At 61.0% G+C, this 26,298-nt stretch carries 21 protein-coding genes; 2 read left to right on the top strand and 19 right to left on the bottom strand.

Annotated elements, in window-relative coordinates; translation table 11 throughout:
* The 4 genes from DK870_RS05865 to DK870_RS05850 form a co-directional block, all read right to left on the bottom strand.
* Positions 1-1,131 (bottom strand): ABC transporter permease, encoded by a 1,131-nt coding sequence (locus tag DK870_RS05865; protein ID WP_104995559.1) that lies wholly within the window; start codon positions 1,129-1,131, stop codon positions 1-3.
* Positions 1,131-2,483, bottom strand: a complete 1,353-nt coding sequence (locus tag DK870_RS05860) for a TolC family protein (RefSeq protein WP_178126861.1) — start codon at positions 2,481-2,483, stop codon at positions 1,131-1,133. Before DK870_RS05860 ends, DK870_RS05865 begins: the two co-directional genes overlap by 1 nt.
* A gap of 237 nt (positions 2,484-2,720) precedes the next feature.
* On the bottom strand, positions 2,721-3,122 hold the full coding sequence (locus tag DK870_RS05855; RefSeq protein ID WP_060753883.1) for a hypothetical protein: 402 nt from the start codon (positions 3,120-3,122) through the stop codon (positions 2,721-2,723).
* Positions 3,119-4,309 carry an MFS transporter gene (locus DK870_RS05850; RefSeq protein WP_104995560.1) on the bottom strand — a complete coding sequence of 397 codons (1,191 nt, stop codon included), beginning with the start codon at positions 4,307-4,309 and terminating at the stop codon, positions 3,119-3,121. Before DK870_RS05850 ends, DK870_RS05855 begins: the two co-directional genes overlap by 4 nt.
* 112 nt (positions 4,310-4,421) lie before the next feature.
* Between DK870_RS05850 and DK870_RS05845 the strand changes: the two genes are divergently transcribed.
* The gene (locus tag DK870_RS05845) at positions 4,422-5,279 is read left to right on the top strand and encodes a LysR family transcriptional regulator (protein ID WP_161548239.1); all 858 of its coding nucleotides are present in this window, start codon (positions 4,422-4,424) and stop codon (positions 5,277-5,279) included.
* Here the strand turns inward: DK870_RS05845 and DK870_RS05840 are convergent.
* From DK870_RS05840 to yaaA, 15 genes are all read right to left on the bottom strand, one after another.
* The gene (locus DK870_RS05840) at positions 5,276-6,088 is read right to left on the bottom strand and encodes an SDR family oxidoreductase (protein ID WP_161548238.1); all 813 of its coding nucleotides are present in this window, start codon (positions 6,086-6,088) and stop codon (positions 5,276-5,278) included. The genes DK870_RS05845 and DK870_RS05840 overlap by 4 nt on opposite strands.
* Positions 6,089-6,101: 13 nt before the next feature.
* A complete protein-coding gene (locus tag DK870_RS05835) occupies positions 6,102-6,566 on the bottom strand; it encodes a hypothetical protein (RefSeq protein ID WP_060753879.1) in 465 nt (154 codons plus the stop codon).
* 255 nt (positions 6,567-6,821) lie between these two features.
* Positions 6,822-8,273, bottom strand: a complete 1,452-nt coding sequence (locus tag DK870_RS05830; RefSeq protein WP_060753878.1) for a mannose-1-phosphate guanylyltransferase/mannose-6-phosphate isomerase — start codon at positions 8,271-8,273, stop codon at positions 6,822-6,824.
* An 83-nt stretch (positions 8,274-8,356) separates the two neighbouring features.
* Positions 8,357-9,013, bottom strand: coding sequence for an alginate O-acetyltransferase AlgF (locus tag DK870_RS05825; RefSeq protein ID WP_060753877.1), 657 nt, complete (start codon positions 9,011-9,013; stop codon positions 8,357-8,359).
* A 16-nt stretch (positions 9,014-9,029) separates the two neighbouring features.
* A complete protein-coding gene (locus DK870_RS05820) occupies positions 9,030-10,211 on the bottom strand; it encodes an alginate O-acetyltransferase (protein ID WP_161548237.1) in 1,182 nt (393 codons plus the stop codon).
* Between the two features lie 11 nt (positions 10,212-10,222).
* Positions 10,223-11,755, bottom strand: coding sequence for an MBOAT family protein (locus tag DK870_RS05815; RefSeq protein ID WP_104995563.1), 1,533 nt, complete (start codon positions 11,753-11,755; stop codon positions 10,223-10,225).
* A gap of 199 nt (positions 11,756-11,954) precedes the next feature.
* Entirely contained in the window at positions 11,955-13,064 is a 1,110-nt protein-coding gene (locus DK870_RS05810; protein ID WP_060753874.1) for a mannuronate-specific alginate lyase, read from the bottom strand.
* Between the two features lie 8 nt (positions 13,065-13,072).
* Positions 13,073-14,521, bottom strand: coding sequence for an alginate O-acetyltransferase (locus DK870_RS05805; RefSeq protein WP_161548351.1), 1,449 nt, complete (start codon positions 14,519-14,521; stop codon positions 13,073-13,075).
* A gap of 11 nt (positions 14,522-14,532) precedes the next feature.
* Positions 14,533-16,101 (bottom strand): mannuronan 5-epimerase AlgG, encoded by a 1,569-nt coding sequence (gene algG / locus DK870_RS05800; protein WP_161548236.1) that lies wholly within the window; start codon positions 16,099-16,101, stop codon positions 14,533-14,535.
* Positions 16,101-17,588 carry an alginate export family protein gene (locus tag DK870_RS05795; RefSeq protein WP_161548235.1) on the bottom strand — a complete coding sequence of 496 codons (1,488 nt, stop codon included), beginning with the start codon at positions 17,586-17,588 and terminating at the stop codon, positions 16,101-16,103. The genes algG and DK870_RS05795 overlap by 1 nt, the downstream gene beginning before the upstream one ends.
* A complete protein-coding gene (algK, locus tag DK870_RS05790; protein WP_256679824.1) occupies positions 17,585-19,129 on the bottom strand; it encodes an alginate biosynthesis TPR repeat lipoprotein AlgK in 1,545 nt (514 codons plus the stop codon). The genes DK870_RS05795 and algK overlap by 4 nt, the downstream gene beginning before the upstream one ends.
* Positions 19,130-19,137: 8 nt before the next feature.
* Positions 19,138-20,304 (bottom strand): alginate biosynthesis protein Alg44, encoded by a 1,167-nt coding sequence (locus DK870_RS05785; protein WP_060753871.1) that lies wholly within the window; start codon positions 20,302-20,304, stop codon positions 19,138-19,140.
* Between the two features lie 37 nt (positions 20,305-20,341).
* Complete coding sequence (alg8, locus tag DK870_RS05780; protein ID WP_161548234.1) at positions 20,342-21,823, bottom strand: mannuronan synthase; 1,482 nt, start codon at positions 21,821-21,823, stop codon at positions 20,342-20,344.
* 79 nt (positions 21,824-21,902) lie between these two features.
* Positions 21,903-23,219 carry a nucleotide sugar dehydrogenase gene (locus tag DK870_RS05775; RefSeq protein WP_060753869.1) on the bottom strand — a complete coding sequence of 439 codons (1,317 nt, stop codon included), beginning with the start codon at positions 23,217-23,219 and terminating at the stop codon, positions 21,903-21,905.
* A gap of 816 nt (positions 23,220-24,035) precedes the next feature.
* Positions 24,036-24,815 (bottom strand): peroxide stress protein YaaA, encoded by a 780-nt coding sequence (yaaA, locus tag DK870_RS05770; protein WP_161548233.1) that lies wholly within the window; start codon positions 24,813-24,815, stop codon positions 24,036-24,038.
* A 132-nt stretch (positions 24,816-24,947) separates the two neighbouring features.
* Between yaaA and DK870_RS05765 the strand changes: the two genes are divergently transcribed.
* The gene (locus DK870_RS05765; RefSeq protein WP_161548232.1) at positions 24,948-26,072 is read left to right on the top strand and encodes a polysaccharide deacetylase family protein; all 1,125 of its coding nucleotides are present in this window, start codon (positions 24,948-24,950) and stop codon (positions 26,070-26,072) included.
* The last annotated feature ends 226 nt before the right edge of the window (positions 26,073-26,298 follow it).

Below are 26,298 nucleotides of genomic sequence, written 5' to 3'. Positions count from 1 at the left end.
TTATCTCAGAAGGCTTGCCGGGTCGGCGTGGCGTAAGGTGCGAATGGCCGCGAGGCCCGACACCAGTGCCAGGATCATGCTCAGCAGCACGCACGCCAGAGCCGCGCCGGGCGAAAGTTGCAACGGCACGTTGTAGTGCGCCGCCATGACAAAGAACAGCCCCGCCAGCACCGAACTGCCGAGCAGCCCCAGCGCCCCGACCCAGAACGCCTGTTCCATCACCACTTTGCGCAGGGCATTGACCCCCACGCCAAGGGCATTCAGGGTTGCGTACTCGCGGATCGAACCGACAATGGCGGCCACCAGTGTCTGGCTGGTGATCACGGCGCCGACCAGAAAGACGATGCCTGCCAGAAACAACACGCCTGCACCGGCGCCCGTGTCGAACATCCAGTACATCTGCGAGCGCTGGGCGAACTGCTGGGCGGTCCAGACTGCGTAGTTGCCGAACCCGGCACCGCCGCCCAGGCGCGCGGCAACGCTTTCGGCCTGGCTCGGGTCGCGCACTTTGGCGACCAGGTACGTCATGCGGTCCGCCGTGGCGGTGGCGTCGAATTGTTGCGCCGTGGCGAGCGATGCCAGCACGTTGACCCCGCCCAGCGCACGCAGGCCGCTGGTGACGCCGACCACATGCACGCGCTGGCCGTTGATGATTGCGCTATCCCCCAGCTTGACGCCCAGGCTGTCCAGGTCGGCGCGGTCCACGATCACGGCGCCGGGCTCATCCAGGCGGGCACGCAGCAGGGGTGGCAAGGTCCGTTCAAACATCAGGCCCTGGGGCCCGGCATCAATGCCGCAGACGTAGACCGACACGCCACCGGTATCGCGTGCACCGCGCCAATCGGCATCCACCCAGCGGAACGATTCCACCCGCTGGATATCGGCATCCATGCGCAGGCGCATTTCTACATCGGCATTGATCGGCCGCCCGAGGTTGACGCTTTGCGTGCCGGGATAACCAACCCAAAGGTCTGCCGTGGAGCCGGTGATATACACACTGGCACTGCCGAAGATGCCCAGTACCAGGGCCGTCTGGAGCAACTGCAGCAAACCTGCAAAGCCTACCGCGATGATCGCGGGCAGGAAGCGGCGCCACTCATGCACCAGTGTCAAACGGGCAAGCGCCACCATCAGTCAGCATCCTTAAGCGTGGTCGCCGGTAACGGCGCGCCACCAAGCGCCTTGTAAAGCGCGACGAAGGCGACATCCCTTTGGGTGGTCGCGTTGTCGGCCTGTTGCTTGGCGCGCAGCGTTTCGACCTGGGCGCCCGTCAGTTCCAGCGGGCTCATCAAACCCAGGTGGACGCGCTGTTGCGCCGCTTCCAGGCGGCTACGTGTCGCGGCATAGACCTGTTTGGCCGACTGCTCGCGCAGACGCAGTTGCTCAAGGTCGCCCAAGGCAATTTCGGCTTCGGCAACGCCTTGCAGTACCGCTTGCCGATACGCCAGCACGGCGGCCTTCATCTGGTGATTCCTGGATTTGGCGGCGGCGGCCCGCTGGCCCCAGTCGAACAGCGGGATACTGATCCCGGGCCCGGCCGAGAAAATGCTGTTGCCGCTGGGCGTGTGCTTGCGATTGCTGGCAATGTTCAGCGACCACTGCAACGACGTGCCCAGGCTCAGGTGCGGGTACATTTCGGCACGGCTCAACCCGAGTTCACCGGCGGCGATCAACACCTCGGCCTCGGCGCCGGCAATTTCCGGACGTGTGCGCAACAGGTCCGCCGGCAGGCCGTTGAGTTGCCGTTGGCCAAGTGTGGGAGCGGAGCCGGGTTGCAGCCAACTCGCGTCGGGTTCCGATTGCCCGGTCAATAGCGCCAATTGTTGCGCATGGCTGTTGATCAGTTGCCGTGGCTCGGTCAGCAGCATCTCCGTCTGCGCCAGTTCAGCCTCGGCGCCGGCCACATCGCCCTGAGGCGCCAGTGTGAGTTGCTGACGTACCTGCAACAGTTGCAGCTTTTCATGCTGGGTGTCGCGCACGCTCAGCAGCGCGCGTTCTGCCTGTTGCGCCGAGCGCAGTTCGATCCATTGGCGCACAACCTCAGCCACCAGCGACACCTGCACGCTGCGCAAGTCGGCAACTATGCGCGCCTCGTTACCCTGGGCCACGCGGTCGGCGCTTTGTCCGGCACCAAACAACGGCAGTTCCCACTGCGCGTCAAAGCCGATCAGGAAGTAAGACGTGCTGGTATCAGGGCTGATCGCATCGTGAGTCTTGATCCCCAGCGAGGGCAGATACGGCGATTGCGCATGTTGGCGCAATACCCGCGCGGCCCGCAGGCGCTCGACGGCGGCGGCGACATCCAGGTTGTTTTGCAGGGCTCGCGCCACCAGCGCATCCAGCTTGGGGTCATTGAATGCGCGCCACCACTGGTTCAGGTCGGGGGCCAGCGGCGACCCGGGAGGCGGCGCGTTGCGCCACGCTTCGGGCGGGGTGGGTTTCAAGGCCGGCAAGGGGGCGACTGAACAGCCGGTCGTGACCATCAACAGCAGTGACAGTGAGCATAACGTCCGGCAAGAGCGCGAAAGGTTAAAAGGCTTGATTGGTTTCACCCAGAAGCTTCCAGGACTGTTTTAGAGGATCGATGCGGACTTCGATCAACGACCAGCCGGATAGGGGCGAGGTGTTTGTTGAGTCAGGAATCAGGGCGCAACTTTACGCAAAGCGCCCGTTCAGGGTTGTAGCAAAATTGTATTGCTCTGTAATGAATGACCCTGGAGTCACGCCTGGCAGTAGGTTTCATGCAAGTGCCGCCATAGCAGCGCACCGCTGGCCTGCTTTTCGAACACCACGGTGGCCCGCCGATCCGTCCTGGTACCGCTGTCATCGATCTGAAGCTCGCGGTAAGTGACGGTCGCACCGTTGGCGTGTTGATCAATCCCGGTCATTTCGCTCAGGGTGATTTTCAACCCTGGACGCATGCCACCCAGGCGCGTGAACAGCGCATTGACCCCGGCCGCATTCACCCTGGCGCCGGTGGCGGGTGCCACCATGCTGAATTCGGGCGAGAAGCGCGCCAGCAGGCTCGGCAATGTTCCTTCAGGCGCCACTCCGGCAAACCATTGCTCGATCTGGATGTGGGTGTGGATCACTTCGTCGAAAAAAATACGGTAATCATTCATGGCTGTCGCTCACTGGCAGGATGAAGCAGTGCGCGGACTCTGGACGTATCCAGGCGTGACACTGCGAAGACGGGCAGCACGGTCAGGGCTGCGGCTATCGTGAAGGTTGTCGCGAAAGAATCCAAGGCCGACAACAGCGCACTGAGCGCCGCGGCGCCAAGGCAGAAGCTGATTTGCCGGTTGATGTTCCACAAGGCGCTGGCATGACCCATATGGGCGGCGGGAATATCCAGAAACGCCAGGGTTTGTGCGGTGCTGCTACACAGGCTGCCACCCAGGCCCATCAATACATAGGCAGCAATAATCACGCTGGGTTCGGGGGTGTTCAGGCAGAGAATGCCGCTGCATTGCAGAGCCATTCCCATCAGCAACAAGGGTTTGGGGCCGCAACGATTGAACAGTTTTTTGCTGAGGAAAATGGCCAGCGCCGACGCCAGCGCCCACGGCAGCATCAGTGCGCCAGTGCGTGTTGCGTCATAACCCAGGCTGCGCAAATAGAGAATGGCGATCAGGCTGGTACCGATAAACACGCCGGGAATGAACAGATAAACCAGCATTGCCACCCGCAGCATCGGGCTGCCGGCTTGTTTGAAAATACTGCCGATGTCCAGCGCCGGGCGCACGGCGGTCGGCACGTCAGGTTTTATCCAAAGCATGGTCAGCAACCCGGTGACCAGCGCCAGCGGCAGGTTGGCATAGAAGATCCAGCGCCACGACACGCTGTCGACGATCAGCCCGCCCAGCGCCGGCGACAGTGCCGGCACCAGCAACGCCACCGACATCACCCGCGCCGTCAGTTGGCTGCGCTCCGCTGCCGGAAATTGCCGATAAGCCATCGCTTGCCCCACCGGAATCAGCAGCCCGCCACCCAAGCCTTGCAACGCACGCCAGCCAATCAGCGCTTCGATCGAGCTTGCCTGGCCGGCCATCACCGAAGCCCCGGCGAACAACAGCAGGCTGCTGGCAATCAACGTGCGCTCGCCCAGGCTCGCCGCCAGCCACACACTCAATGGAATGATCAAAGTGAGGCCGAGCATGTAGGCGTTGCTGACCCACGCCAGTTGCGTCACCGAAGCCTGTAACTGGCGGGCGATATCCGGGTAGGCGACGGTAGCGACAAACATGTTCACCAGGTCCAGGGCGAAGCCCAGCAAAAAGATCCAGGCGACTTTCGAGCGGTAGGTCATGAACGTGATCCTGCGAGTGAAGCGGGCAGGGTAGGCCACAGGTTCACTTTGGAATACATCGGTTTGCCTGCTAGTTTGTCAAAAATATTTTGACAAGTGAGGGGGGTTGCCCATGGTCAGCCTGGACCGATTCGACACCTTCAAAGCCGTGGTAGAAGCCGGCTCGCTCAGCGCGGCCGCCGACCTGTTGGGCCAGACCCGTGCTGTGGTCAGTTTCAACCTCAAGCGCCTGGAGGCCGAACTGGGCGTCACCCTGCTCACTCGCAATACCCGACAACTGGCGCTGACGGACGCCGGCGAGCGCTTCTATCAGCGCTGCACGCGGGTGCTGCTGGAAGCGCAACTGGCGATCGAGGATGCCCGTTCGGAACACGCCCAGCTCAAGGGCACGCTGCGCATCACCACGACCGTGGACTATGCGCTGGCCGTGGTGGCCCCAGCGGTCGAGGCGTTCCGTCGACTGCACCCGGATTTACATATTCACTTATCCACATCGTCCACCCACGCCGATTTGATTTCGGAGCGTTTTGACGTGGCGATCCGGCTGGGGCGCCTTGCGGACTCCAATCACCGCGCCGTGCAGCTGTCGACCTACGAGGTATTGGCGGTTGCAGCACCAGCGTTTGCCGGGGTTCGAACCCTGGACGAGTTGGAGCGTTTGCCCAAGCTGGGGCATGGCCGCCTGACCGAGTTGAACGTGACCGGCCCGACCGGTGACCCGCACTCCTATCGCATCGGCCCGGCGGCACTGGTCGCCGACAGTGCCGCCGTGCTCCAGGCCTTTGCCGTGCGCGGCCACGGTGTCGCGGTGCTGCCGCAGTGGCTGGTGCAAGACGATCTGCGGTCGGGGCGCTTGGTGTGCCTGTTGCCGGACCATCGCTTTGCCCCGCAAGGGGTTTATGCGATGTATCCGGATACGCGGCATTTGCCGCAGAAGGTGCGGGCGTTTATTGATTTTATGAAAGGCTAGAGCGTCCGCGTCAGCCCGAAGCGTTTCATCAGGATTTTCTCCAGCAGCGCCTTGGGCAACAACGCGGCCATCAACGGCAACGCCCGGCTGCCGTTGCCCGAACGCAACAAGCGTGGTGGTTCGTTCTGTTGCACCGCCTTGAGCACATCCGCCGCGAATACATCGGCGGGGGTCGGCTTGTCCTGGGAGGCCTGGCTGCGCGCCCGAATGCCCTCGCGCAGCGGCCACCACGGCGATTGTTCGTTGATCAACAGCTCTGCCTGGGCGCCGGCATTTTTGGCGAAACGGGTGTTGATCGCTCCCGGTTGGACTTCCATCACCCGCACACCAAACGGCGCCAACTCCATGCGCAGTGCATCGCTCAAGGCATGCACGGCGGCTTTGGATGCGCAGTACGCACCGGCAAAGGGGGTCACCAACACGCCCGATACGCTGCCGATATTCACCACCAGGCCTTGGCGACGGCGCAGGGCGGGAAACAGCGCCTGGGTCACGCCGACGATGGAAAAAACGTTGGTTTCGAACTGGCGTTGCAAGCCGTCGGTGCCGCCATCGAGCAAGGGGCCCATGGCGCCATAACCGGCGTTGTTCACCAGCACATCCAATTCGCCCAGTTGTTCGGCCAGGCGCTGCAAGGCGGCACTGTCGTTGACGTCCAACGGCACGGCATTGAAGCCGGCCGCGGCCAGGCTGGTCACATCGTCCTGGCGGCGGGCGCTGGCCCACACCTCGTAGCCTGCGCTCTTGAACGCGTCGGCGAGGGCGCGGCCAATGCCGCTGGAGCAACCGGTGATGAGTACACTAGGCATGATCAGTCCTTTGTCAGTCCGAGAAACTGCCCTGCAGGTGCTCGGCGCGAAATTCCAGGGTTTGCGGGCGGTAGCCGGGGCGTAGCGGCGGCGTGGGCAGGCAGTCTTCCCAGGTCTCACCGGCCTGCAGTTCGCCGGGGCCGCGATAGCGTGGGGCGGCGTAGACGTTGTCGGCCAGGTTGACCGTGTCGCCGGGTGCATAGGCGGCCACGCGCCAGCGCAGTTCGGTCAGGGGTACGTCGTTGGTGTTCTTCAGGGTCAGCTTCAACGGGCGGTCAGCCTGGCAGTCTTGTGGCGCATAACTGATACGAAGCTCCAGGCGCGCCAATTGCGACGCTTCGCGGTTATCCAGCCACACCACCCAGATCGCCACGCACCCCAGGCCGACAGCGGCGGCGAGGGAAACCGGCAGCGCCTTGGCGGGGTAGCGCAGCAGCAGGATCAGCCAGGTGATGATCAGGAGAACGCCGAAGAACATGGAGACCACCTCGAATAGGGAACGAGCATCCTAACTTAAGCGTAGGCGGGTTTGGGTTGCTTGAGTGCGATGTTGCCTGGGCTGATGTCATCGGGAGCAAGCCCCCTCCCACATTTTGATTTGTGAACACATTCAAGTGTGGGAGGGGGCTTGCTCCCGATGGGGACACTGAAGGCCCCAAAGAAAAAGCCCCCGCCCAACCGGCTGCGGATAGGGGACGCAGTCGGCTGGGCGAGGGCTTCTTGTACGACTGTTTTACTGCGCGATAGTTTTCACCGAAACACCTCGTTCAACCGGCGTCGAGCGTCCGTAGATGTCTTCGAACCGCTCGATATCGTCCTCGCCCAGGTAGCTGCCCGACTGTACCTCGATGATTTCCAGCGGGATCTTGCCCGGGTTGCGCAGGCGGTGCACCGAGGCAATCGGGATGTAGGTGGACTGGTTCTCGCAAAGCAGGAACACGTTCTCGTCACAGGTGACTTCAGCGGTGCCGCTGACCACGATCCAGTGCTCGGCGCGGTGGTGGTGCATTTGCAGCGACAGGCAGGCGCCCGGCTTCACCGAGATGTGCTTGACCTGGAAGCGTCCGCCCATGTCCACCGAATCGTAGGAGCCCCACGGGCGATAGACTTCGCAGTGGTTCTGGGTTTCGCTGCGGCCTTGCTCATTGAGGGTATTGACCATCTGCTTGACGCCTTGGACCTTGTCCTTGTGGGCAATCATCATCGCGTCCTTGGTTTCCACCACCACGATGTTATCGAGGCCGATCACCGACACCAGCTTGCCGTTGCCATGCACCATGCAGTTGCGGCTGTCCTGGATCACCACGTCGCCTTTGCTCACGTTGCCGTTGGCGTCTTTATCGTTGACCGCCCACAGCGAGGCCCAGCAACCCACGTCGCTCCAGCCGGCGCTCAGCGGCACGACGCAGGCGCGTTGGGTTTTTTCCATCACGGCGTAGTCGATGGAATTGTCCGGGCAGCAGGCGAAGGTGGCTTCGTCGAACGTCACGGTGTCGGCATCCTGCTCACTGCGCTCGAGGGTCAGTACGCAGGTGTCGTAGATGTCCGGGTCGTGCTTTTTCAGTTCTTCGAGGAAACGGCTGGCGCGGAACAGGAACATGCCGCTGTTCCAGAAGTAACCGCCGCTTTTGACAAACTCCACGGCCCGTTTTTCATCGGGTTTTTCCACGAACTGTTGCACGCGGCTCACACCCTCAGGCAGCAGCGAGTCGTTGGTGGACTTGATATAGCCGTAGCCGGTTTCCGGGCGGGTCGCCGGTACACCGAACAGCACCATCTCGCCCCGCTCGGCGGCCACGGTCGCCAGGGCCAGGGCGCGTTGCAGGGCTTTCTGGTCATCGATGACGTGGTCGGCCGGCAGCACCAGCATCAGTTCGTCACGGCCTTCATTGACCAGCATCATCGCAGTCAAGGCCACGGCCGGTGCGGTATTGCGCCCGAACGGCTCCATCAGGATGCGCTGGCTTTCCAGGTTGCGGGCGTTGAGTTGCTCATTGACGATGAAGCGGTGCTCTTTGTTGCAGACCACGATGGGGGTGTCCATGCCTTCGAACACCAGGCGTTCCAGGGTTTGCTGGAACAGCGTGTGTTCGCCGGTCAGGGCCAGGAATTGCTTGGGGAACTGTTTACGCGAAAGCGGCCAAAGACGTGAGCCGCTACCACCGGAAAGGATTACTGGGATCATGGGGTTTCTCCTTGAATCGATATGGGTCAGAGCCTGTGGGAGGGGGCTTGCTCCCACAGGGAATCGTCAAATTGAAAAGCTAATCAGCGGGTCGACACCGGGCGCTTGACCCAGACTGGCGACAGGCTCGAACCCGAGCCGGTGACATACAGCACCGCCGCTTCACCACGTTCCAACGCAACCGGCTTCACATCGCCGACTTTCTTGTCTCCGTCATACAACGCCAGGCTGACTTTCACCGGGTTGATCTCACGCTCGCCACGGCCTTTGGCGGCCACCGACTGGACCACGTCGGTCTTGCCGTCGGCGGTTTTCAGGGTCAGGGCCTTGTCGCTGAGGTTCTGCACGCGTACCAGGGATTTCTGCTTGTTCTTGAACGGTGGTTCTTCGATCAATTGCGGCTGGCCGCTACTGCTGTTGACCAAGGTGTAGTAGTGGTCCGGGGCGAGTTTGACCGGCACGGTCTGGCTGCCGACCTTGGCGCTGTAGTCACCGCCGGGCATGAAGCTGAAGTCGCTGCTGGAAAGTGGTGCGACATCGCTCAGGTTGGTGGCGCCGACGGTGGCGCTGACCTCTTGGTTGGACGCGTTGTAGATACGTACGAAGCTCGAGCCTTTTGGCGCGGTCGGGCCGTAAAGCGCTGCGTCTCCACCGGCAAAGGCGGACATCGAGACGATGCTCATACCGGCAGCCAGGGCCAGGGTCTTGGCGAGACGACGAGGAGTAGTAGTGAAAGTCATGTGAGTTACCTCTCTTTCAGTTTTGCGCCCGGTCGGGCATCTCGGATTTCTGGGTTTTAACGGTGTTGAGTGCCATGTTTTGTTGGCGCGAACCGGCTTGTTTAAGCTGCGCAACCCACTGCGGGTCGGCATCGCCGATTTCGTTGTTGACGGGCAGATATCGTTCGGGGAACTCCCAGATCAGCACTTGCGGCGGGCTGTTCTTGAAGTCATCGCTTTTCAGGTAGCTGAGCATCGGCAGGATCGGGCCGTGGCCGTCTTCGGCGTAGCTGATTACGTCGCTGTGCAAGGCTTGCTTGAGCGCGCCGACGAAGTTCCAGTTGGGGTTGGCGCTGTAGCTGGTGCCGACCAGGGCCACTGGGGTTTCGCTGTCGCTGAATAACGCATCGTCACCTTTGTTTTCAGCCAGATGAGTGACACGTTTTTGCAGTGGCTCTTTGGGCGGCATCAGGTTTTCGAACAACGGGTCGAGCGGCAGGAACAGACGCAGGTCGCCTTTATGCGGCTCGGTCCTTTCGGCTTCGGTGACGAAGCGCTGGGGTTCGCCGCTGAGCGGGGTCTTGTCGGCAATCACCTTGGCCAGCTGTTTGGCCGCGACTTCGGCGCCGTCCGGTGTCCAGTGGGTGTCGGTGCGCAGGAACACCTGCTTGCCGCCGAGCTTGGCCTGTTGCAGCGGGCCCAGCAGGTCGGGGGCGATGATCTTGTCGGCGGCCACGTGGGCGTGGAAGTCCTGGTACAGATTGGCGTGGATGCTCGCAGGTTTCACCTCACCCAGGTGTTCCGGGTACAGGCGCACCTTGGCCGGCACGATCGCCATCACCAGTTGAATACCCTGGGCCTTGAGCTTCTGGCGCACGCCTTCGACCAGTGCGTAATTGTCTTGCAGGTTCTGGTCTTCGTTGGCGCTGGGGTTGAACTCCTCGTCGCTGTACAACCAGTGATCGCGACCGAGCACTACGCCCTTGCGACCTTCGTTGAACAGCTTGTAGTCCAGCGCGGCCCAGAGGTTGGTGCCCAGGCGCTTGATCGGGAACTCGTCGTCGTAGTGGGTCTCGACGGCCTTGGTCCAGCGACCGTTGAGTACGGTCGCGTCGGCGTTGGTGCTGAAACCGAAGAAACTGCGCAGCGACCAGGCGCCAAGGGCCAGCAGCAACGCCAGGAACAGGCTGATATAGAGGATGCGCAATGAGCGGGTCATGGTCGGCTCCCTCAGAATTGGAAGTAAAGGAACGGCGAGAAACTCTGCGCCGACAGTTTGAGAATCGACGCCACGAACAGCAGCAGCACCGCCGCGCGCATGGCGTAGCGTGGCCAGTCAGCCGTCCAGTAGGCCGGTTGCACCGCGGCATCCCGGCCGACGGTGAAGCCGGGCTGGTGGATGCTGCCTGGGTTGTCGCCCGGCACCGCCTTGATCAGGCTCGGGTCGGCCGGGCGGGTTTTCTCGGCGGGGCGGTTGGCGTAGAAGTCGCGCAGGCCGAAGAACGCCAGCGTGGCGTACGCCACCACCAGGGTTGCCACTTGCAGGCCGGTGAGGCTGGCGCGGTTAAGTTCCGACAGCGACCACTCGTTGAAGCTGAACATCGCGCCGTACATACGCCCGGCGACGTGCAGGTTTTCAGCGCGGAAGATCACCCAGCCCATCACCACCAGGAGGAAGGTAAAGGCCCAACGGATGACGTTGAAACTGCGGGGTGCGGTGTTGAGGCCGATGGCTTTTTCAATCGCCAGCCACATGCCGTGCCATGCGCCCCACACGATGTAGGTGATGTTCGCACCGTGCCACAGGCCGCCGAGCAGCATGGTCAGGAACAGGTTGCGGTAGGTGGTCAGCGTACCTTTGCGGTTACCGCCCAGGGTGATGTACAGGTAATCGCGCAACCAGGTGGACAGGCTGATGTGCCAACGTCGCCAGAACTCGGTGATCGATTGGCTGATGTACGGCTGCTTGAAGTTTTCCATGAAGCGAAAACCCATCATCAAGCCCAGGCCGATAGCCATGTCGCTGTAGCCGGAAAAGTCGAAGTACAGCTGCGCGGTATAGGCCAGCGCGCCGAGCCAGGCGTCGCCGGTGGTGGGGTTTTGCAGGGCGAAGCAATGATCGGCCACCACCGCCAAGGTGTCGGCAATGAACACCTTCTTGATAAAACCCTGCATGAACCGGGTGCAGCCCTCGGAGAATTTATCGAGGGTGTGGGTGCGGTTGTTGAACTGGTCGGCCAGGTCGCGAAAACGCAGGACCGGGCCGGCGATCAGGTGCGGGAAGATCGCCACGAACGCGGCAAAGTCGATGAGGTTACGCGTGGCCGGGGTGTCGCCGCGGTACACGTCGATGATGTAGCTGATGGACTCGAATATGTAGAACGAGATACCGATCGGCAACAACACGTGGGTGAGGATGAACGGCTCCAGGCCCATCGACTTCATCATCACATTGATGCTGTCGACGCCGAAGTTGGCGTACTTGAAGTAGCCGAGGATGCACAGGTCGACGGCCACGCCGAGCAGCAGCCAACGCTGTGCTGGCCGGGTGCGTACACCGGCGGCGCCGACCTTGAGGCCGATCCAGTAGTTCCACAGGGTGACGGCGGCGAACAGCGCCAGGAAGTCCACTCGCCACCAGGCGTAGAACACGTAGCTGGCAATCAGCAGCAGCAGGTTGCGATAGCGTTGCCCGCTCAAGTAGTACAAGCCGAGAAAGATCGGCAAGAACAGAAACAGGAACACATTGGACGAGAAAACCATCCCGATCTCTCCATGTTTAACCAACAGTCAAGGGCCAGAGCCCCCCCAAACCCCCCCACGATTTCGAGGGGAGGTTGTGATCGTTGTGATCGTTCCCATGCTCTGCGTGGGAATGCCTCACTGGACGCTCTGCGTCCGCTTTCTGGACGCGGAGCGTCCCTGGCTGCGTTCCCACGCGGAGCGTGGGAACGATCAGCCGCTAACTGCCTTTGTTGCCTTTTTCATGCGTCGGGTCGTAGACCTTGGTCAGGTCGCCGCCCAGGCGGAAAGTCTTGAAGGGCTGCATCCCGTGCTTGCGCTCGAGTACATCCGGGGCGCAGGTGTAGAGGGTGCAGAAGGGTTCGAGCCAGGCGAATTTCATGTCCTGCTTCAAGTCCTTCATGTCCTGCTCTTTGCCGTTCTTCTGTTCGAAGATCTGCGGGTCTTTCACGCCGGCCAGCACTTTGTCGCCCAGGCGCTTGAGCGCACTGTTGTTTTCCTGGCGCAAGTCCACGCCATTGACCAAGGCAAAACTGGCGATCATCGACAGCGGCGGCAGGGCGTAGTTGTGGTACGACAGGGCCCGCTGCTGACGCTTCAATTCGTTGGGCAAAAAGCCTTGGTCGTCGACCTGGTTCACGCCGACCTTGTATTCCTTCACCGCCCAATCAAACAGGTCGCGACGGTTGGTGGCGATGGACGTGGCCATCACCGACCAGGCGGCCCAGTAGGAGTGGTTGTTGGTTTTTTCCAGCGGCAGGTTGTCCCAGTCGCTGACGACTTGATCGGCCAGCTTGTTGAACCACGCCTCGATCAGTTGCGATTCCTGCTGATGGTTGGCCAGCGGGTGAGAGTCGGAGAACTTCAGGCGCACGTAGGCCGAGGCCATGCTGCCCAATGCCCATTTGCGCATGGATTTGCCGGTGTGGTTGAAGTCCTTGGACATCAACGCATCGGCCTTGGCCCACGACACCAGCCAGTTCAACGTGCACTCGAGCTGTTCCGGGCGGCCGTCACGCATGAACTGCATCACGCGCTTGCTGGTGTCTTTTTCCAACTTGGTGATATCGGCGGTGCTGTCGCGAAAGGCCTGTTCGGACTTCAGGTTCAGCGTGGCGCGAGCCTTGTCCGAGCCTTCGTACTTGCTGCGAAATTGCAGCGGCCCGGTGTAGGGCGTCGGCATGGTGTCGCAGTTTTCCTTGAAGTCGCCGGTCTTGAACGCTTCAATCGGTGCGAAATAGCCCTGGGGCGGACGTAGCGGGGCGGCGGCGTTGACGGAACCGGCGAAGATCGCCAGGCCGAGCAACGAGGGAATCCATAGTTTTTGCATAAGTCACCTCACTTCCCGAGTTGGGCGGTCTGCTGACCACCGCTTGGGAATACGTTGCGTGTGCAAATTTTCGCTTCGACCTTTTGCGCGGCAGCTCCCGCTTCCGGCCCCTGCACTTCCACGGCCAGCAAGTTCTGCGAGGCCCAGTCTTCACCGGTGCGCAGTTCAAAGGCGAAACGCCCGTCTGTATCGGATGTTTCGGGTTTCTCGATCTTGATGTCCTCGTGGCGCCCGTTCATGTACCAGAGGGTGGCGTGCAAGGTTTTCACCGACGGATCGGCGAAGCGGATATCCACCTGATGGCTGCTGTTACGCAGGTCCTTGTTCGCGCTGTTGACCAGCAGTTCGTTCTTGCCGGGTTTTAGCGTGGTGCTGGTGCTCATCTGCGCGGTCTTGCCTTCACAGCCGTTGTCGAGCAGCGCCATCATCTGGCGGTAGATGGTTTCCTGGTCCAGGCGATACAGCGGCGAGAATTCCCAGATCAGGATCTTCGGTGGGCTCTTCTGGAATTCATCGCTGCCCAGGTACTGGATCATCGAGCCTTCCAGGCCGCCGCCGGGGAAGGCGACGTTGAGGATATCGGCACCGATTTCCTGTTCCAGGAAGCCGGCGAAGTTGTAGTTCTTGCCACTGTGGCTGGTGCCCACCAGCGTGATCTGCGGGTTACCCGAGTCACCGAACAAATCGCCGTCGCCCGCTTCGCCCTTGGGCTCGGTGGTGAACTGGTCCATGTACTGGATTGCATAGCTGGTGCCGCACAGTTGCCCGGCCATGTTGTGCAGGGTGCCGGTCTTGCCCATGCGTCCGGAGCGTTTGGTTTCGAATTCACGCTTGGGAATATCCGCGAACTCAGGCATCGCACGCACTTTGGCGGCGACTATTTTCGCGGTGCGCTGGGCGCCGTACGGGGTCCAGTGCTGGTCGCCGCGGAAGTAGAAGTCGTGGGCCGGCAATTCATCCGGCAGTTGCTCGTTGGTCAACGGCGACAGGTCCGGCACTACAAAGCCCATCTTGGCGAAACGGCCGAGCATGCTCTTGTAGTTGCCCAACGCCTTGTCGAAATCGAACTTGGCTTTCTCTTCGGGGTTGAGCTTGTTGCGGTTTACCAGGCCACGGGTCGGCTGGTAGACCAATACCAGCTCCACGCCCTTGGCCTTGAACGCATCGTGCAGCTGTTGCATGCGCTTGTAACCGGCCGGGGTGGTGTCGAATTCGGTGCGCAAATCTTCCTGGGTACGGAACAGCCAATCGCCCTGGGCTTGCACCAGGGTGGTGAAGTTCTGCTGGTAGCGCGTGGTGTAGTTCTTCGCGTCATGCGCGGCCGGGCACAGGCTGCAGCAGGGTTCGGCGGTGAAGGTCGGGGCCTTCAGTTCGTCGGCGCGTACGCCCTGGCTGGCCGCGAGCAGGCCGAGGGTCAGACCCGAAAGGCTCAGCAGTTTGATCATGTGTGGGTGCATAAGGGTCATCCTCAATCCTGCATTTCGGTCTGGCGTTCGACAGGGTCGATCAGCACGGCTTTCTGCTGGCGTACCAGCAGGTCGAGAATTTCTTCCTGGCGATCGCCCAGCACGCCGTTGAAGCTGATGCCGCTGGACTTGGTCGGTGCCAGCATCGACACGCGATACAGCTCGACGCTCAGCGGCGAGTCGATGGACAGCGGCCCGCTGGCGTTGCCTGCCAGTTCACCGCCGACCACGATCAGCGAGACCTTGGCGTCGAACGGGTCGAGGGCGATGTCACGGTCGGTGTCGGTCAGATCCTTGATGTGGCCGTACACGCCGGTCAGGCCGTTGGCCATGGCCGTGTTCTCGTAGAGCTTGATGTTCACGCTGTTGCGCACGCGAATGCCGTGACGACGGTTGCTGATCACCTTGTTGCCCCACAACAGGTTGTCGCCGCTCTCATAGAGGGTGATGCCGTCGGTGTGGTTGCGGTAGATCTCGTTGTCGACGATCAGGTTGTTCACGCTGTTACGGTCGATCACCAGGCCCGAGAGCTTGTTGTCGTAGCTGCGGTTGTTGAAGATGAAGCTGTCATTGACCTCACGGGAAATGATGATGCCGTGCTTCTTCTTCGTGCCGTGCACGGTGTTGTCGGCGATGATCAGGCCATGGGAGCGGTCGTGGGGGTCGATGCCGTAGACGATGTTGTCCTTGTAGGTATTGCCCTTGATGACAAAACCGGTGGTTTCATAGCAGTAGAAGCCGTACCACATGTCCGAGAACTCGGAATCGATGATCCAGCCGGTCGGTTCCGGGCGCTTGAGCACCTTGGCCATGTTCGGGGTGTACTGGGAAATACTCACCCCGTATGACTTGCTGTTGGCGTAGCCGAAACTGGCCATCTTGCTGTTGGCCACGTAGGTCTCGGTACCGCCCCAGGCCAGCAGGAACGGACGGAACTCCTTGGGTGACTGGAACAGTGCCGGGCCGTTGGTCTTTTCATTCCAACCGGTGATTCTGGTATCACGCACGAACAGCTGCCCGTCGTTGATCAGGAACGCACCGGCTTGTTGGGACAGGCGCAGCTCCTGGGTTTTGCGGTCGATTTCGAGGATGCCTTTACGCCCGACCACGATCGGCAGCTTGGCCAGGAACACACCCGGCGAGGTCTCGCTGAAGTACTGCTTGGGTACTTTGCCGAGCAAGTCCTTGAGGTTCATGTAGCCGTCATCGACGAAGATCGCCTGGGGAATGCCGTGCTGACGCACCACCCATTCGGCCATCTTGTTGTCACCGCCGATGAAATCCTTGAGCGCGTCTTCCTGCATCATGCGACGGATGCTGATCTTGCCGGGCTTGCTGCGTACGACTTTCTTTTCCAGCGCCGCAGCGGTGTAGCCGCTCAGGTCCGGCAAGGCGGGCTTGGCCATTTCCAGCGGTGCGGTCGGCGGGCTGGAAATGGTGTAGGTCTTGGCCTGTTGCAGCCCTTTGGCGATGGTCGGCGCCTTGGCCGCCGAATCGGCAAACGCCGGGGCGCTGGCCAGCAGCATTGCGGCGACGAGTAGGCTTTGAGCATTCATTGCGCAGGCTCCCATCAGAATCGCCAGATCACGTCGACAAAGGCGCGGTGCATGTACGAGTCGACTTGGCTGCCATAGGCGTCGCCCGGTTTGAACACGCCTGCACGAAAGCGCACCAGGGCCGATGGTTCATCGATCGACTGGCTCAACGCGGCCGGCAGCAGGCCCTTCTTGAAGTACTTGGTGACCACCAGGTCCATCTCCTGGCCCAGGTCTTTCTTGCCGTCTTCAAGGGGCAGGGAAGTGCTGGACAAGATTGCGCCGGTCACGTCATCGGTGTTGTTCTGCACGGCGTCGATACCGTTGCTGCCCACCGGCTTGTTGCCGTCGACACGCCAGAACTTGTGGTAGACCAGGCTGGCGTCATAGTCCTCGCGCAATTGCCAGGAACCGAACAGGCTCATGGACTGCATGTTGTTCATCTCACCCCGGAACGCCTCGCCGAAGCGGTGCACGCGGGACTGGGTGCCGGTCCAGTTCGAACGGTTGCTCTGCAGGCCGTTCTGCTCGTATTCGGCGCTGGCGCGCGAATAAGCTGCACCGACTTGCCACTGCGGGTCGAGGCGCAGGCGCACACCGATATCGGTGGCCCAGCCGTTCACGTCATCACTGCGCTTGGCGTTGCCCGGGCGGGTGCCGTCGGCATTCAACGCGTTGACCGTGTCGCGGTTGCCTTGCATGCCGGTGATGCTGGCCCAGTAGTTGACGGTGTTGGTGTTACGCCAGTTATAGGCGTCGCTGTTGGCTTCGAGGCCGAGCCAGGTCAGGTCGCCGTTTTCGCGCTTGTCCAGTGGGTCGGTAGCCACGCCGGGTTCGGCGTAGTCGAGCTTGCCATCGTCATGGGTGTGGTGCCCGCGTATGCCGATCCACTGGCCCGGTGTCCACTGGTAGGACGCATCGGCGTAGAAGTGCTGGCGGTCCTTGTCCTTGGGTGACAGTTCCTTGAGGTCGGTGCGGTATTCGCTGAAGCGTTCGGCGGCGCCGACATTGGCCTTGAGCAAGGTGGTGTCGAAGGTCCAGTTCAGCGCCTCGATATTGGTATCGCGCCATTGGCCGTCGTCGTTGCGCAGGCGTTGGCGACCCAGCTTGAGGATCTCGCCAGGGTAGGGCGTGAAGCCGCTGTAGCCGACCCAGAACTCGCGCAGGGCCAGGTAGTTTTTCTTGGTCTTGCGGTCGTTGTTGCTTGACTGCTCGGTGGCGTCATCGGAGGACTGTTGCAGGGTGTCGGTCTCGATGATGTCGCTCGATGTCACGGCCTGGCCCATCGCATAGGCGCTCCACGCGCCGCTTTCACCATAGACCCACGGGCGCAGGTCGAGGCCGATGCCGTTGACGTCACCGCCGGGCTTGGTGCCCAGGTCGCGGTCGTCTTCGGACTGGCCGGTGATTTTCACTTCCAGGCCGAAGTTCTTGGCTTCGGTCAGCGCCGCCAGGGTCGGGCATGACCAGAGCAGGGCGAAGGTCAGGCCAATGCCGGCCTTGACGAATGGATTGAGCTTCATAGGGATTCCTCGCCGTCTTCTTCTTGCAGGGCGTGCAGTTGCAGCGTGCTCTGGGCCAGGGTGCCGCGGGTGGCCAGTTCTTGTTGCACCAGGCGTTGGCCTTCGGCGCGTTGCGCAGGCGTCAGCGGGGCTTCGAGCTGGGTGGCCAACTCGTTGGCCTCCGGCGTGTCCTGGGCCTTGGCCAATTGGCTGAAGACATAGGCGTTCAATGGGTCGGGCTTGGTGCCCTTGCCTTGGGAGAACAACTGGGCAATGGCGAAGTCGGCGCTGTTCTGGCCGTTGCGTGCAGCCGTCAGCAAGTGGTCCAGGGCTTTTTGCGAGTAGACCTTGCCCAGGTAGCCACGACGGTAGATCTGGCCGAGGTAGTAATCGGCGGCGACTTCCTTGCCCACGGCTTTTTCGAAGTGGGCTTCGGCGGCCTTGGCGTCGGCCGGTACCCACTTGCCTTCGTAGTAGAGCTTGCCCAGCAACAATTCGGCACGCGGCTGATCGGCAGCGCGGCCATTGTCCAGGTACTTCATCATCTGGTCGACGTCACCCAGTTCAGGGAAGTCGTAGAGCAACTGCGCCAGGCTGACCCAGGACGCAGGGTAGCCGGGGGCGATCTTCTCCAGCAGCGTCTGGGCGGTTTTTTCGTCCGGCTGGCCGAGGCTGGCGTCGCCGAGCACACGGGCGACGCTGTCGACGCGTTGTGCGGTGACGGTGCCACGGCTGTAGCCGGCTTCCATCTGTTTGAGCAGCTCGGCTTGTTTCTCCGGCTCGGCCTTTTTCTGATAGACCGTGGCCAGCTCGACGTAGCAGATATCGGTGGTGTTCAGTGCGGCCTTGCAGATGCGTTCCACATCATCCAGGTGCTGGTCGTAGGTGTCCTGGGTGCGATACAGCAGCACTTGGGCCAGACCGGCTTCGGGGTAACCGGCAGCCTGCCATTGGCTGATCTGCTGCTGGGCATTCACGTTCGGGAAACTGTGCGGGTACTGCAGGTACAGCATCGCCAGCGGGATCAGGGTGTTGCCTTCGCCATGGGCAAAGGCTTTTTTCAGCAGCCCTTCGGCTTCATGCTGTTCGGCTTCGGTGCTGCCGGGCTTGGCCACCAGCAGGCGACCGAGACGGGCCTGGGCGCGGGGCGAGGTGTCCGCCGCCGCACGGTAGGTGGCTTCGGCCTGTTTGATTTGCGCCGGATCGCGTGTGCCGACCTGGATATCGGCCAAGCCTACCTGGGCCTCGCTGTAGCCTAGGTCTGCCAGTTGCTGGTAATTCTGCTGGGCGGTGACGGTGTCGCCACGTTTCAAGGCTTCGTTGGCCAGGCGCTGGTCGGGCAGGCCGGCGCAACCGGCCAGGCTCACCGCAACAGCCAGCAAGGCCAGCGAACCCAGGTGGGAGGGGGCTTGCTGTGGCGAGCAAGCTTGCTTGCGCTGGGGTGCGAAGCGCCCCCAAAAATTCGACGACTGCTGCGCAGTCGAGCGGGAGCAAGCTCCCTCGCCACGGCAAGCCCGGTCCCACAGGGATCGTGTTGTTTTTGATATTGGGTTCACAGGCATGTCCTCGCTTACAGACCGTGAGCCATGGCTTTATCGATCAGCCAGTTCAAGGAGGGGCCGCGGTCGCTGGTCACTTCCACCGGGCGACCGGCGTAGGTGCTGTCCAGTGGGGCGTCTGGCTTGATCTGTACGCGGATGTCGGAAGACAGGTCGGCGCTGTTCAGGCTGGTGCTGCTGACGATGGTGCCGGTACGCACCTGTTCTTCGTCGGCCACCTGGAAGCTCACCGCAGTGCCTGGGCGAACGTCGGCGAACTGGCGATAGGTGAAGCGTGCCTCCACGTTGGCCTGGCTGCCGCGTGGCACCAGATGGAAGATCACGTCACCTTTGCTCGCGTACTGGCCGTCGGCAACCAGTTGCTGGGCGACCACGCAATCGCAGGGCGAAGTGAGGGTGCCGGTCATTTGCTTGCCGAACAGTTCTTCAACCTTGGCCGGCTGCAGTTGGTCTTCGTCCAGGTGGCCTTTGAGGACGTCGAGCATGCTGGTGCTGAACGTCGCCAGTGGCGCGCCTTTGGCGGCGACCGCGTCACCTTTGAGCAAGCTCTGCACGGTGCCGTCGCGGGGCATGGTCACGTTCATGCCGGGCACGCTGACCAGGCCGGCCTGGGCGTGGCTGACGAAGTACATGCCGTACACCGATTTGAAGATAAACCCGAACGCCGCAAGGCCGACCAGGAAGATCCCCGCGCTGAACGTCACTGCACGCAGACGCCCGAACGCGGTCATGCCGCTGCCGCTGTCCTTGACCTTGCGTGCCTTGGTGAAGTTGTCGCGTTGCAGGGTGGCGAGCACGTCGCCCATGGTCACGATGTCACCGGACAAGTGCGAGGTGATCAGGTGGCGCAGGGTGGAAATGTCTTGCGGCTCCAGGTTCTGGAACTGGCAACCGGCGCGGCCGCTCTGGCGGTCGTAGGAGCGGATCTGCAGCTCCACATCCATCGCCAGGCCGAGGTTGTCGATGACAAATTGCAGGCGGCCTTTGTGTACGGCTCCGACGGTCAGCGGCTGGGTGGAGGTGAACGCCAGGCCACCAGCGGACAGGTCGATCACCCGTGCTTCAGTCGGTGTGCGGTCAGTGTTGAAGAAGCGCAACTTGGCCGGAATCTTGACTCGGGCATGTTGGCGCTGGGCTTCGGATTCGTGGACAACATTGGCATTGACTGGGCTGTTCATACTGTTCGATTTCCTAGTTAATTCAGGCTTGGCAGGGTCAGACCATCATCAAAAGCACGGCGACAAAAATGCTGCCGGCAGAGAAGGTCATGGTCCGAGACGACCAGGTGTTGAACCAACGTTGAAAGCTGGCCAAATCGCGGGTCAGTTTGGTGTCCTGGCGGGTCCAGGACTGTTGATCAAGGCGGAAGAACACGTAGATCTTCACCAGCGCCCCCATGATCTGGTTGTAATAAAGAATCACCGGGTAGGCCGGGCCGATCTTGTGGCCGGAGCACGACAGCAACAGCGTGAGAATCAGGCGAGTGATGCCGATCCACAGCAGGTACGCGAGGATGAACGCGCCGCCGTATTTGAAGGTGGCTATGAACGCTACGGTCAGGCCGAGCAGGGACGTCCACATCGACACGCGCTGGTCGAACAGCACGATGCTGGTAAACACGCCCAGGCGGCGTACACCCAGGCCCAGGGCGCGGGAGTTCTGGCGCAGGTTGTTGCCGTACCAGCGGAACATCAGTTTGCGGCTGGCCTTGATAAAGCTCTTTTCCGGTGGGTGCTCGACCGTGTTGATCGCGGCATCCGGCACGTAGAAGGTGTCGTAGCCCAGGCGCATCAGGCTGAACCAGCTGGACTTGTCATCACCGGTCAAAAACTTGAAACGGCCCAGGCGCCAGTGTTGCAGCGAGTCGCTTTCCACATCGGCGATGAAGTCCGGGTCGGTGACCACCGTGGCACGGAACACCGACATGCGCCCGGTCATGGTCAGTACGCGCTTGGACAGGGCCATGGAGCACATGTTGATGTGCCGCTGGGCGAACCGCAGCTTGTGCCATTCGCTCATGATGTAGCCGCCGCGTACTTCGCAGAACTCGTTGGTGGTCAGGCCGCCGACGTTGTCGAACAGCTGGAACCACGGCACGGTCTTGCGTACCACGCCCTCTGCGAGCACGGTGTCGCCGTCGATCACGGCCACCACGGCGCGGTCATCCGGCATATGCCGGGAGATGGCGCGGAAGCCGAAAGCCAGGCCGTCGCGCTTGCCGGTGCCGGCAATGCGCACGAAGTCGAGCTTGACGTGGTCCGGAGGGTTCATGCGTTCCCACAGGCTTTTCACCAACAGCTCATCGGACATTTCCACCAGCGAGCAGACCACCGTAGTGGGGAAGCCGCATTCAATGGCTTCACGGATCACCGAGCTGTACACCTGGGCGGTGGTCAACGCGTCGATACGGAAGCTGGTGACCATCAGGAACACATGGGACGGGTCGGCGGCCTTGCCCAGCTTGCGCACTTTGCGGCGCAGGTGCGGGTAGACCACGTACAGGAACAGCATGCCGCGAAAGAAATGCGTCGCCCCCATCGAGTAGCGCCAGATACCGACGGCACCAATCAGGAAAATAAAATTCTTCGACTGCGAGTCGAACGTGCTCGCCGGCAAGAGCAGGGCGAGACCCATCAGCAGGCTGAGGAAGAACAACCAGCCGGCCGATTGGAGCAAAATGTGTCTTAACTTGGACATAAGCGTCATCCGAGGGTGGAGAAGGCTCCGGCTGCAAGCGCTGGGGAAGTACCCTTGCAGCCGGAACTTACCGTTGCCGTTACCAGCAAATGCCTTCGGTGCGGCCGCCGGCGCTGGTCGCCTTGGCCATGAAGCCCACCAGGTCGATCACTTGCTTGCCGTGCGGTGCTTCGTGCGCCAGGGCGCGGAACTTCTCGTCGCGGTTGCCCAGGATGATCACGTCGGAGTTGTTGATCACATCATCGAAGTCCGAGTTGAGCAGGGACGACACATGGGGGATCTTGCCTTCGATGTAATCCTTGTTGGCGCCGTGCACACGGGCGTACTCGACGTTGCTGTCGTAGATGCTCAGGTCGTAACCCTTGCCGATCAGCATTTCCGCCAGTTCCACCAATGGGCTTTCACGCAGGTCGTCGGTGCCGGCCTTGAAGCTCAGGCCCAGCAGCGCGACTTTGCGCTTGTCGTGGCTGGAAACGATGTCGAAGGCGTTCTGGACCTGGGATTCATTGCTGCGCATCAGCGAATTGAGCAACGGCGCTTCCACGTCGAGGGAACCGGCGCGGTAGGTCAGGGCGCGTACATCCTTGGGCAGGCACGAACCGCCGAAGGCGAAGCCTGGGCGCATGTAGTACTGGGACAGGTTGAGGGTCTTGTCCTGGCACACCACCTCCATCACTTCACGGCCATCGACACCAACGGCCTTGGCGATGTTGCCGATCTCGTTGGCAAAGGTGACTTTGGTGGCGTGCCACACGTTGCAGGTGTACTTGATCATCTCGGCGACGGCGATGTCCTTGCGGATGATCGGTGCGTCGAGTTCTTCGTACAGTGACTGCAGCACGTCGCCGGACGCTGTGTCGAACTCGCCGATGACGGTCATCGGTGGCTGGTCGTAGTCGGCGATGGCGGTGGATTCACGCAGGAACTCCGGGTTGACCGCGACACCGAAGTCGACGCCGGCTTTTTTGCCGGAGCAGTCTTCGAGGATCGGGATCACCACGTTGGCCACGGTGCCCGGAAGCACGGTGCTGCGCACCACGATGGTGTGGCGGGTGGTCTTGTCACGCAGGACGAAGCCGATTTCGCGGCACACCGACTCGATGTAGTTGAGTTCCAGGTCGCCGTTCTTCTTGCTCGGCGTGCCGACGCAGATCATCGACAGGTCGGTGTCGCGGATGGCTTCGGCGAAGTTGGTGGTGCCGCGCAGGCGACCGTTAGCGATGCCCTGGCTCAACAGTTCGCCCAGACCCGGTTCAACGATTGGCGATTTGCCCGCGTTGATCAGGTCGATCTTTTCCTTGGAAATATCTACACCGACCACTTCGTGGCCACGGGCAGACAGGCAACCGGCACAGACTGCGCCAACGTAACCTAGACCAAATATGCTGATGCGCATCGCATTTACCTCTTTGTGTTAATCACGCCAATTAGATGGCCGGAGTTCATGTTTGCAAGCGTCACTGATTGCCGCGAAAGTTGGGCGAATAAACGCCGACTTGTCGCGTGCAGGCATGTTGAGTAGTGAGTGGCTAACGAGTGCACTCAAGTTGTGCTTAACTTGGCCTTGTTATTGGGGAGTGCTCTGAAATGTAGCCAGGCTTCCTGCTGGAAGGGGCTGGCGCCTTTGCCCGCTGGGCTCTGGCTTGCATATTTCAGGCAAACGCTGCCTTGGCCTATAGGGGATAGCAACTAATCCTTATCGCCGCCCTCAACTCAATCAGTTGATGATTCAACCCTGCTATATAAGTCGTGATGGCAACTTAGTTATTGCTGGGTTGTGATGTAAGTCATCTCCTACAGAAACAGAGAATTTTGTTACCGGTGGTATGAGCCGCGTGTTCAGGTGAAGTTCCGAGCCGCTCATCCTGTTTTCTGAAATTTCTTGAAATATTGGAAAAGATGGCACTAGTACTATATTGATAGCACTTGCTACTTCGGCCAGTAGTTGCAGGGAGTTGGTAAGCGGGGATAGTTTTGTGCCACTACCTTTTGAAAAAAGCGGTGCCACTACGAAAAAAAATGACGAATGTCGAGTGAAAGATTCGTTAGGAATGCGTCAATCTATTTTTTGACGCCAAATAAATGACGTTTTAAATTTGAAATACAGTCAAAAGTGGGAGGGGGCTTGCTCCCGATGGCAGAGTGTCAGTCACTGAATGGGTAACTGAACTATCGCTATCGGGAGCAAGCCCCCTCCCATATTTTGAGCGCCTTATTCCGGTGCGTGATCCCGCAGGAACACCAGATTGTCCGGCTTGGACAGCTGCGCATCGAAGCGATAACCCTGCACCTCGAACTGCTTCAGATGCGCTGGGTCGTTGATGCGTTCCTCGATCACAAAGCGGCTCATCATGCCCCGGGCCTTCTTGGCATAGAAGCTGATGATCTTGTACTGGCCGTTCTTCAGGTCCTTGAATTCGGTATTGATGATGCGTGCGTTCAGGGCTGTGCGCTTGACCGCCGAGAAGTATTCGTTGGACGCCAGGTTGAGCAACACATCGTCGCCTTGTTCGGCCAGGGCTTCGTTTAGCCACTGGCTGATGCGTGTGCCCCAGAACGCGTAGAGATCCTTGCCACGGGCGTTGGCCAGCTTGGTGCCCATCTCCAGGCGGTACGGCATCATCAGGTCCAGAGGGCGCAGCAGGCCGTACAGGCCCGAGAGCATGCGCAGGTGGTCCTGGGCGTAGCTGAAATCGGCATCGGTGAAGGTTTCGGCGTTCAGGCCGGTGTATACGTCACCCTTGAAGGCCAGCAGTGCCTGCTTGGCATTGGCCGGGGTGAAGGCGGGCGTCCAGCTGCCGAAGCGCGCCGCATTGAGGCCGCCGATCTTGTCGGAGACGTGCATCAACTCGCTGATTTGCGCCGGGCTCATTTCGCGCAATTGTTCGATCAGTGCCTGGGAGTGATCCAGGTACTGCGGCTGGTTAAAGCGCTGGGTTACCGGCGGCGTCTCGAAGTCGAGAGTCTTGGCGGGGGAAATCACCATCAGCATGAAGTCGTCTCCTGAAATCGTGGCGTGTAGCGTGGCCGCGATTCTAGGGGGTGCAGCGTTTTGACTCCACCTATGATGGCGATAGTCGCGATCCGCTATGATGCCCGGTGACTCTGGAGAGGGAGACCCTGTGTGCGAATCGCGCTTTTAATCTCGGCTTGTCTGTTATGCCTCAATACCCAGGCTGCGCCGGTGGATGTGGCGAGCCTGGATCGTGGCACCTGGCCGGAAAAACTCAGCAGCCCGGCGCTGTTCGATGTGGCCTCGCGTGCGGAAATCCTGATGTTCGCCCACAGCCTGTTGGCCAGTGAGGCCCAGGATGACGGCGCGCTCAAGCAGCGACTGGGGCTGAAGATCATCAACCTGGCGTCGATCTACGACCTGCGTCGCCAGCTGTGGCAGCGCCTGCTGGAGAACTACACCCTCGCCCAGCAGAGTTGCGAAGAGGACGCCTCGTTCTGCTACCTGGTGGAAAACATGGATGACCTGCGCGAGCAGGCCGGCAAGTTCGAAGTCAGTGAAAACTCCTTCTATATAGGCTGGGCCGGGCCGAGCCATCAATTCCATGAGCGTTACCTCGATGAACTGCTGCGCAAGGCAGCGCTGTTCCCGCAGATCAGTAGCGAAGTGGCGCGCTTTGGTGACCATGAGCGCAACGGTGATGAGCTCAATGATCGAATGTTCCTGCTGACCTTCGACGGCGGTCCGGCACCGCTCAACGGCAATACCGACTGGCTCACTGACTATTTGCGTAAACAGAAGATGAACGCCATTTTCTTCGCCCTCGGCGGCAGCCTGCAAACCCGGGTGGAACGCAGTTCGGCCAGTGACGTGCAGGCGCTGTACCACGGCCAGTGCGTGGGCACCCAGGGTTGGCAATACCGTTCCCACAGCCACTGGGTGGACTGGCAAAGCTCCATCACCCGCGGTGCGTCGCTGACGCAAAACCTGATGCCGGAAAACTATGTGCCGCTGTTTCGCCCGCCTTACGGCCAGCGTCGCGCGGACAGCCAGGGGTTCTTCCAGGCGCAAGGTCTGCAGGTGGCGTTGTGGGATATCGATTCCCAGGACGAGCCGGGCCAGCTCAAGGCTGATGAGTCGGCGCAACGGGTGCTGACGCTGATGTTGCTGTGGCGCAAAGGGGTGATTGTGTTTCACGACACCCAGGACAAGGCACGGGTGGCGTTGCCGCTGTTGTTGCAATCTACGGCACAGAGTGGCCTGGGCTGGCAGGACTGCCGGGAAGCTTTTCGTTGAAAAAGACGAAACGCCCGGCCCGGTTGGGGCAGAGGCATTTTCGGGGTGATTTTGTGCGACAAATCGATGCAGGCGGACTTCCGACTTTAACGGGGTGCCTGGCACTCGGCTAGTGTTATTCGTCATCCTGAAAAATAAACTTCAAAAAAGCGTCAAAGTGCTTTTTCCTGTCATGGGTTTTGCGGTATTACGAAGTCAGATCGCCGAAACCTGCAGCACAGGTGGC

Origin of the sequence: Pseudomonas sp. Q1 (assembly GCF_009935975.1) — a bacterium.
In the GTDB taxonomy this organism is placed as follows: domain Bacteria; phylum Pseudomonadota; class Gammaproteobacteria; order Pseudomonadales; family Pseudomonadaceae; genus Aquipseudomonas; species Aquipseudomonas palleroniana.
The sequence above is the reverse complement of the archived record's forward strand: the minus strand, read 5'-3'. Positions and strand labels throughout refer to the sequence as shown.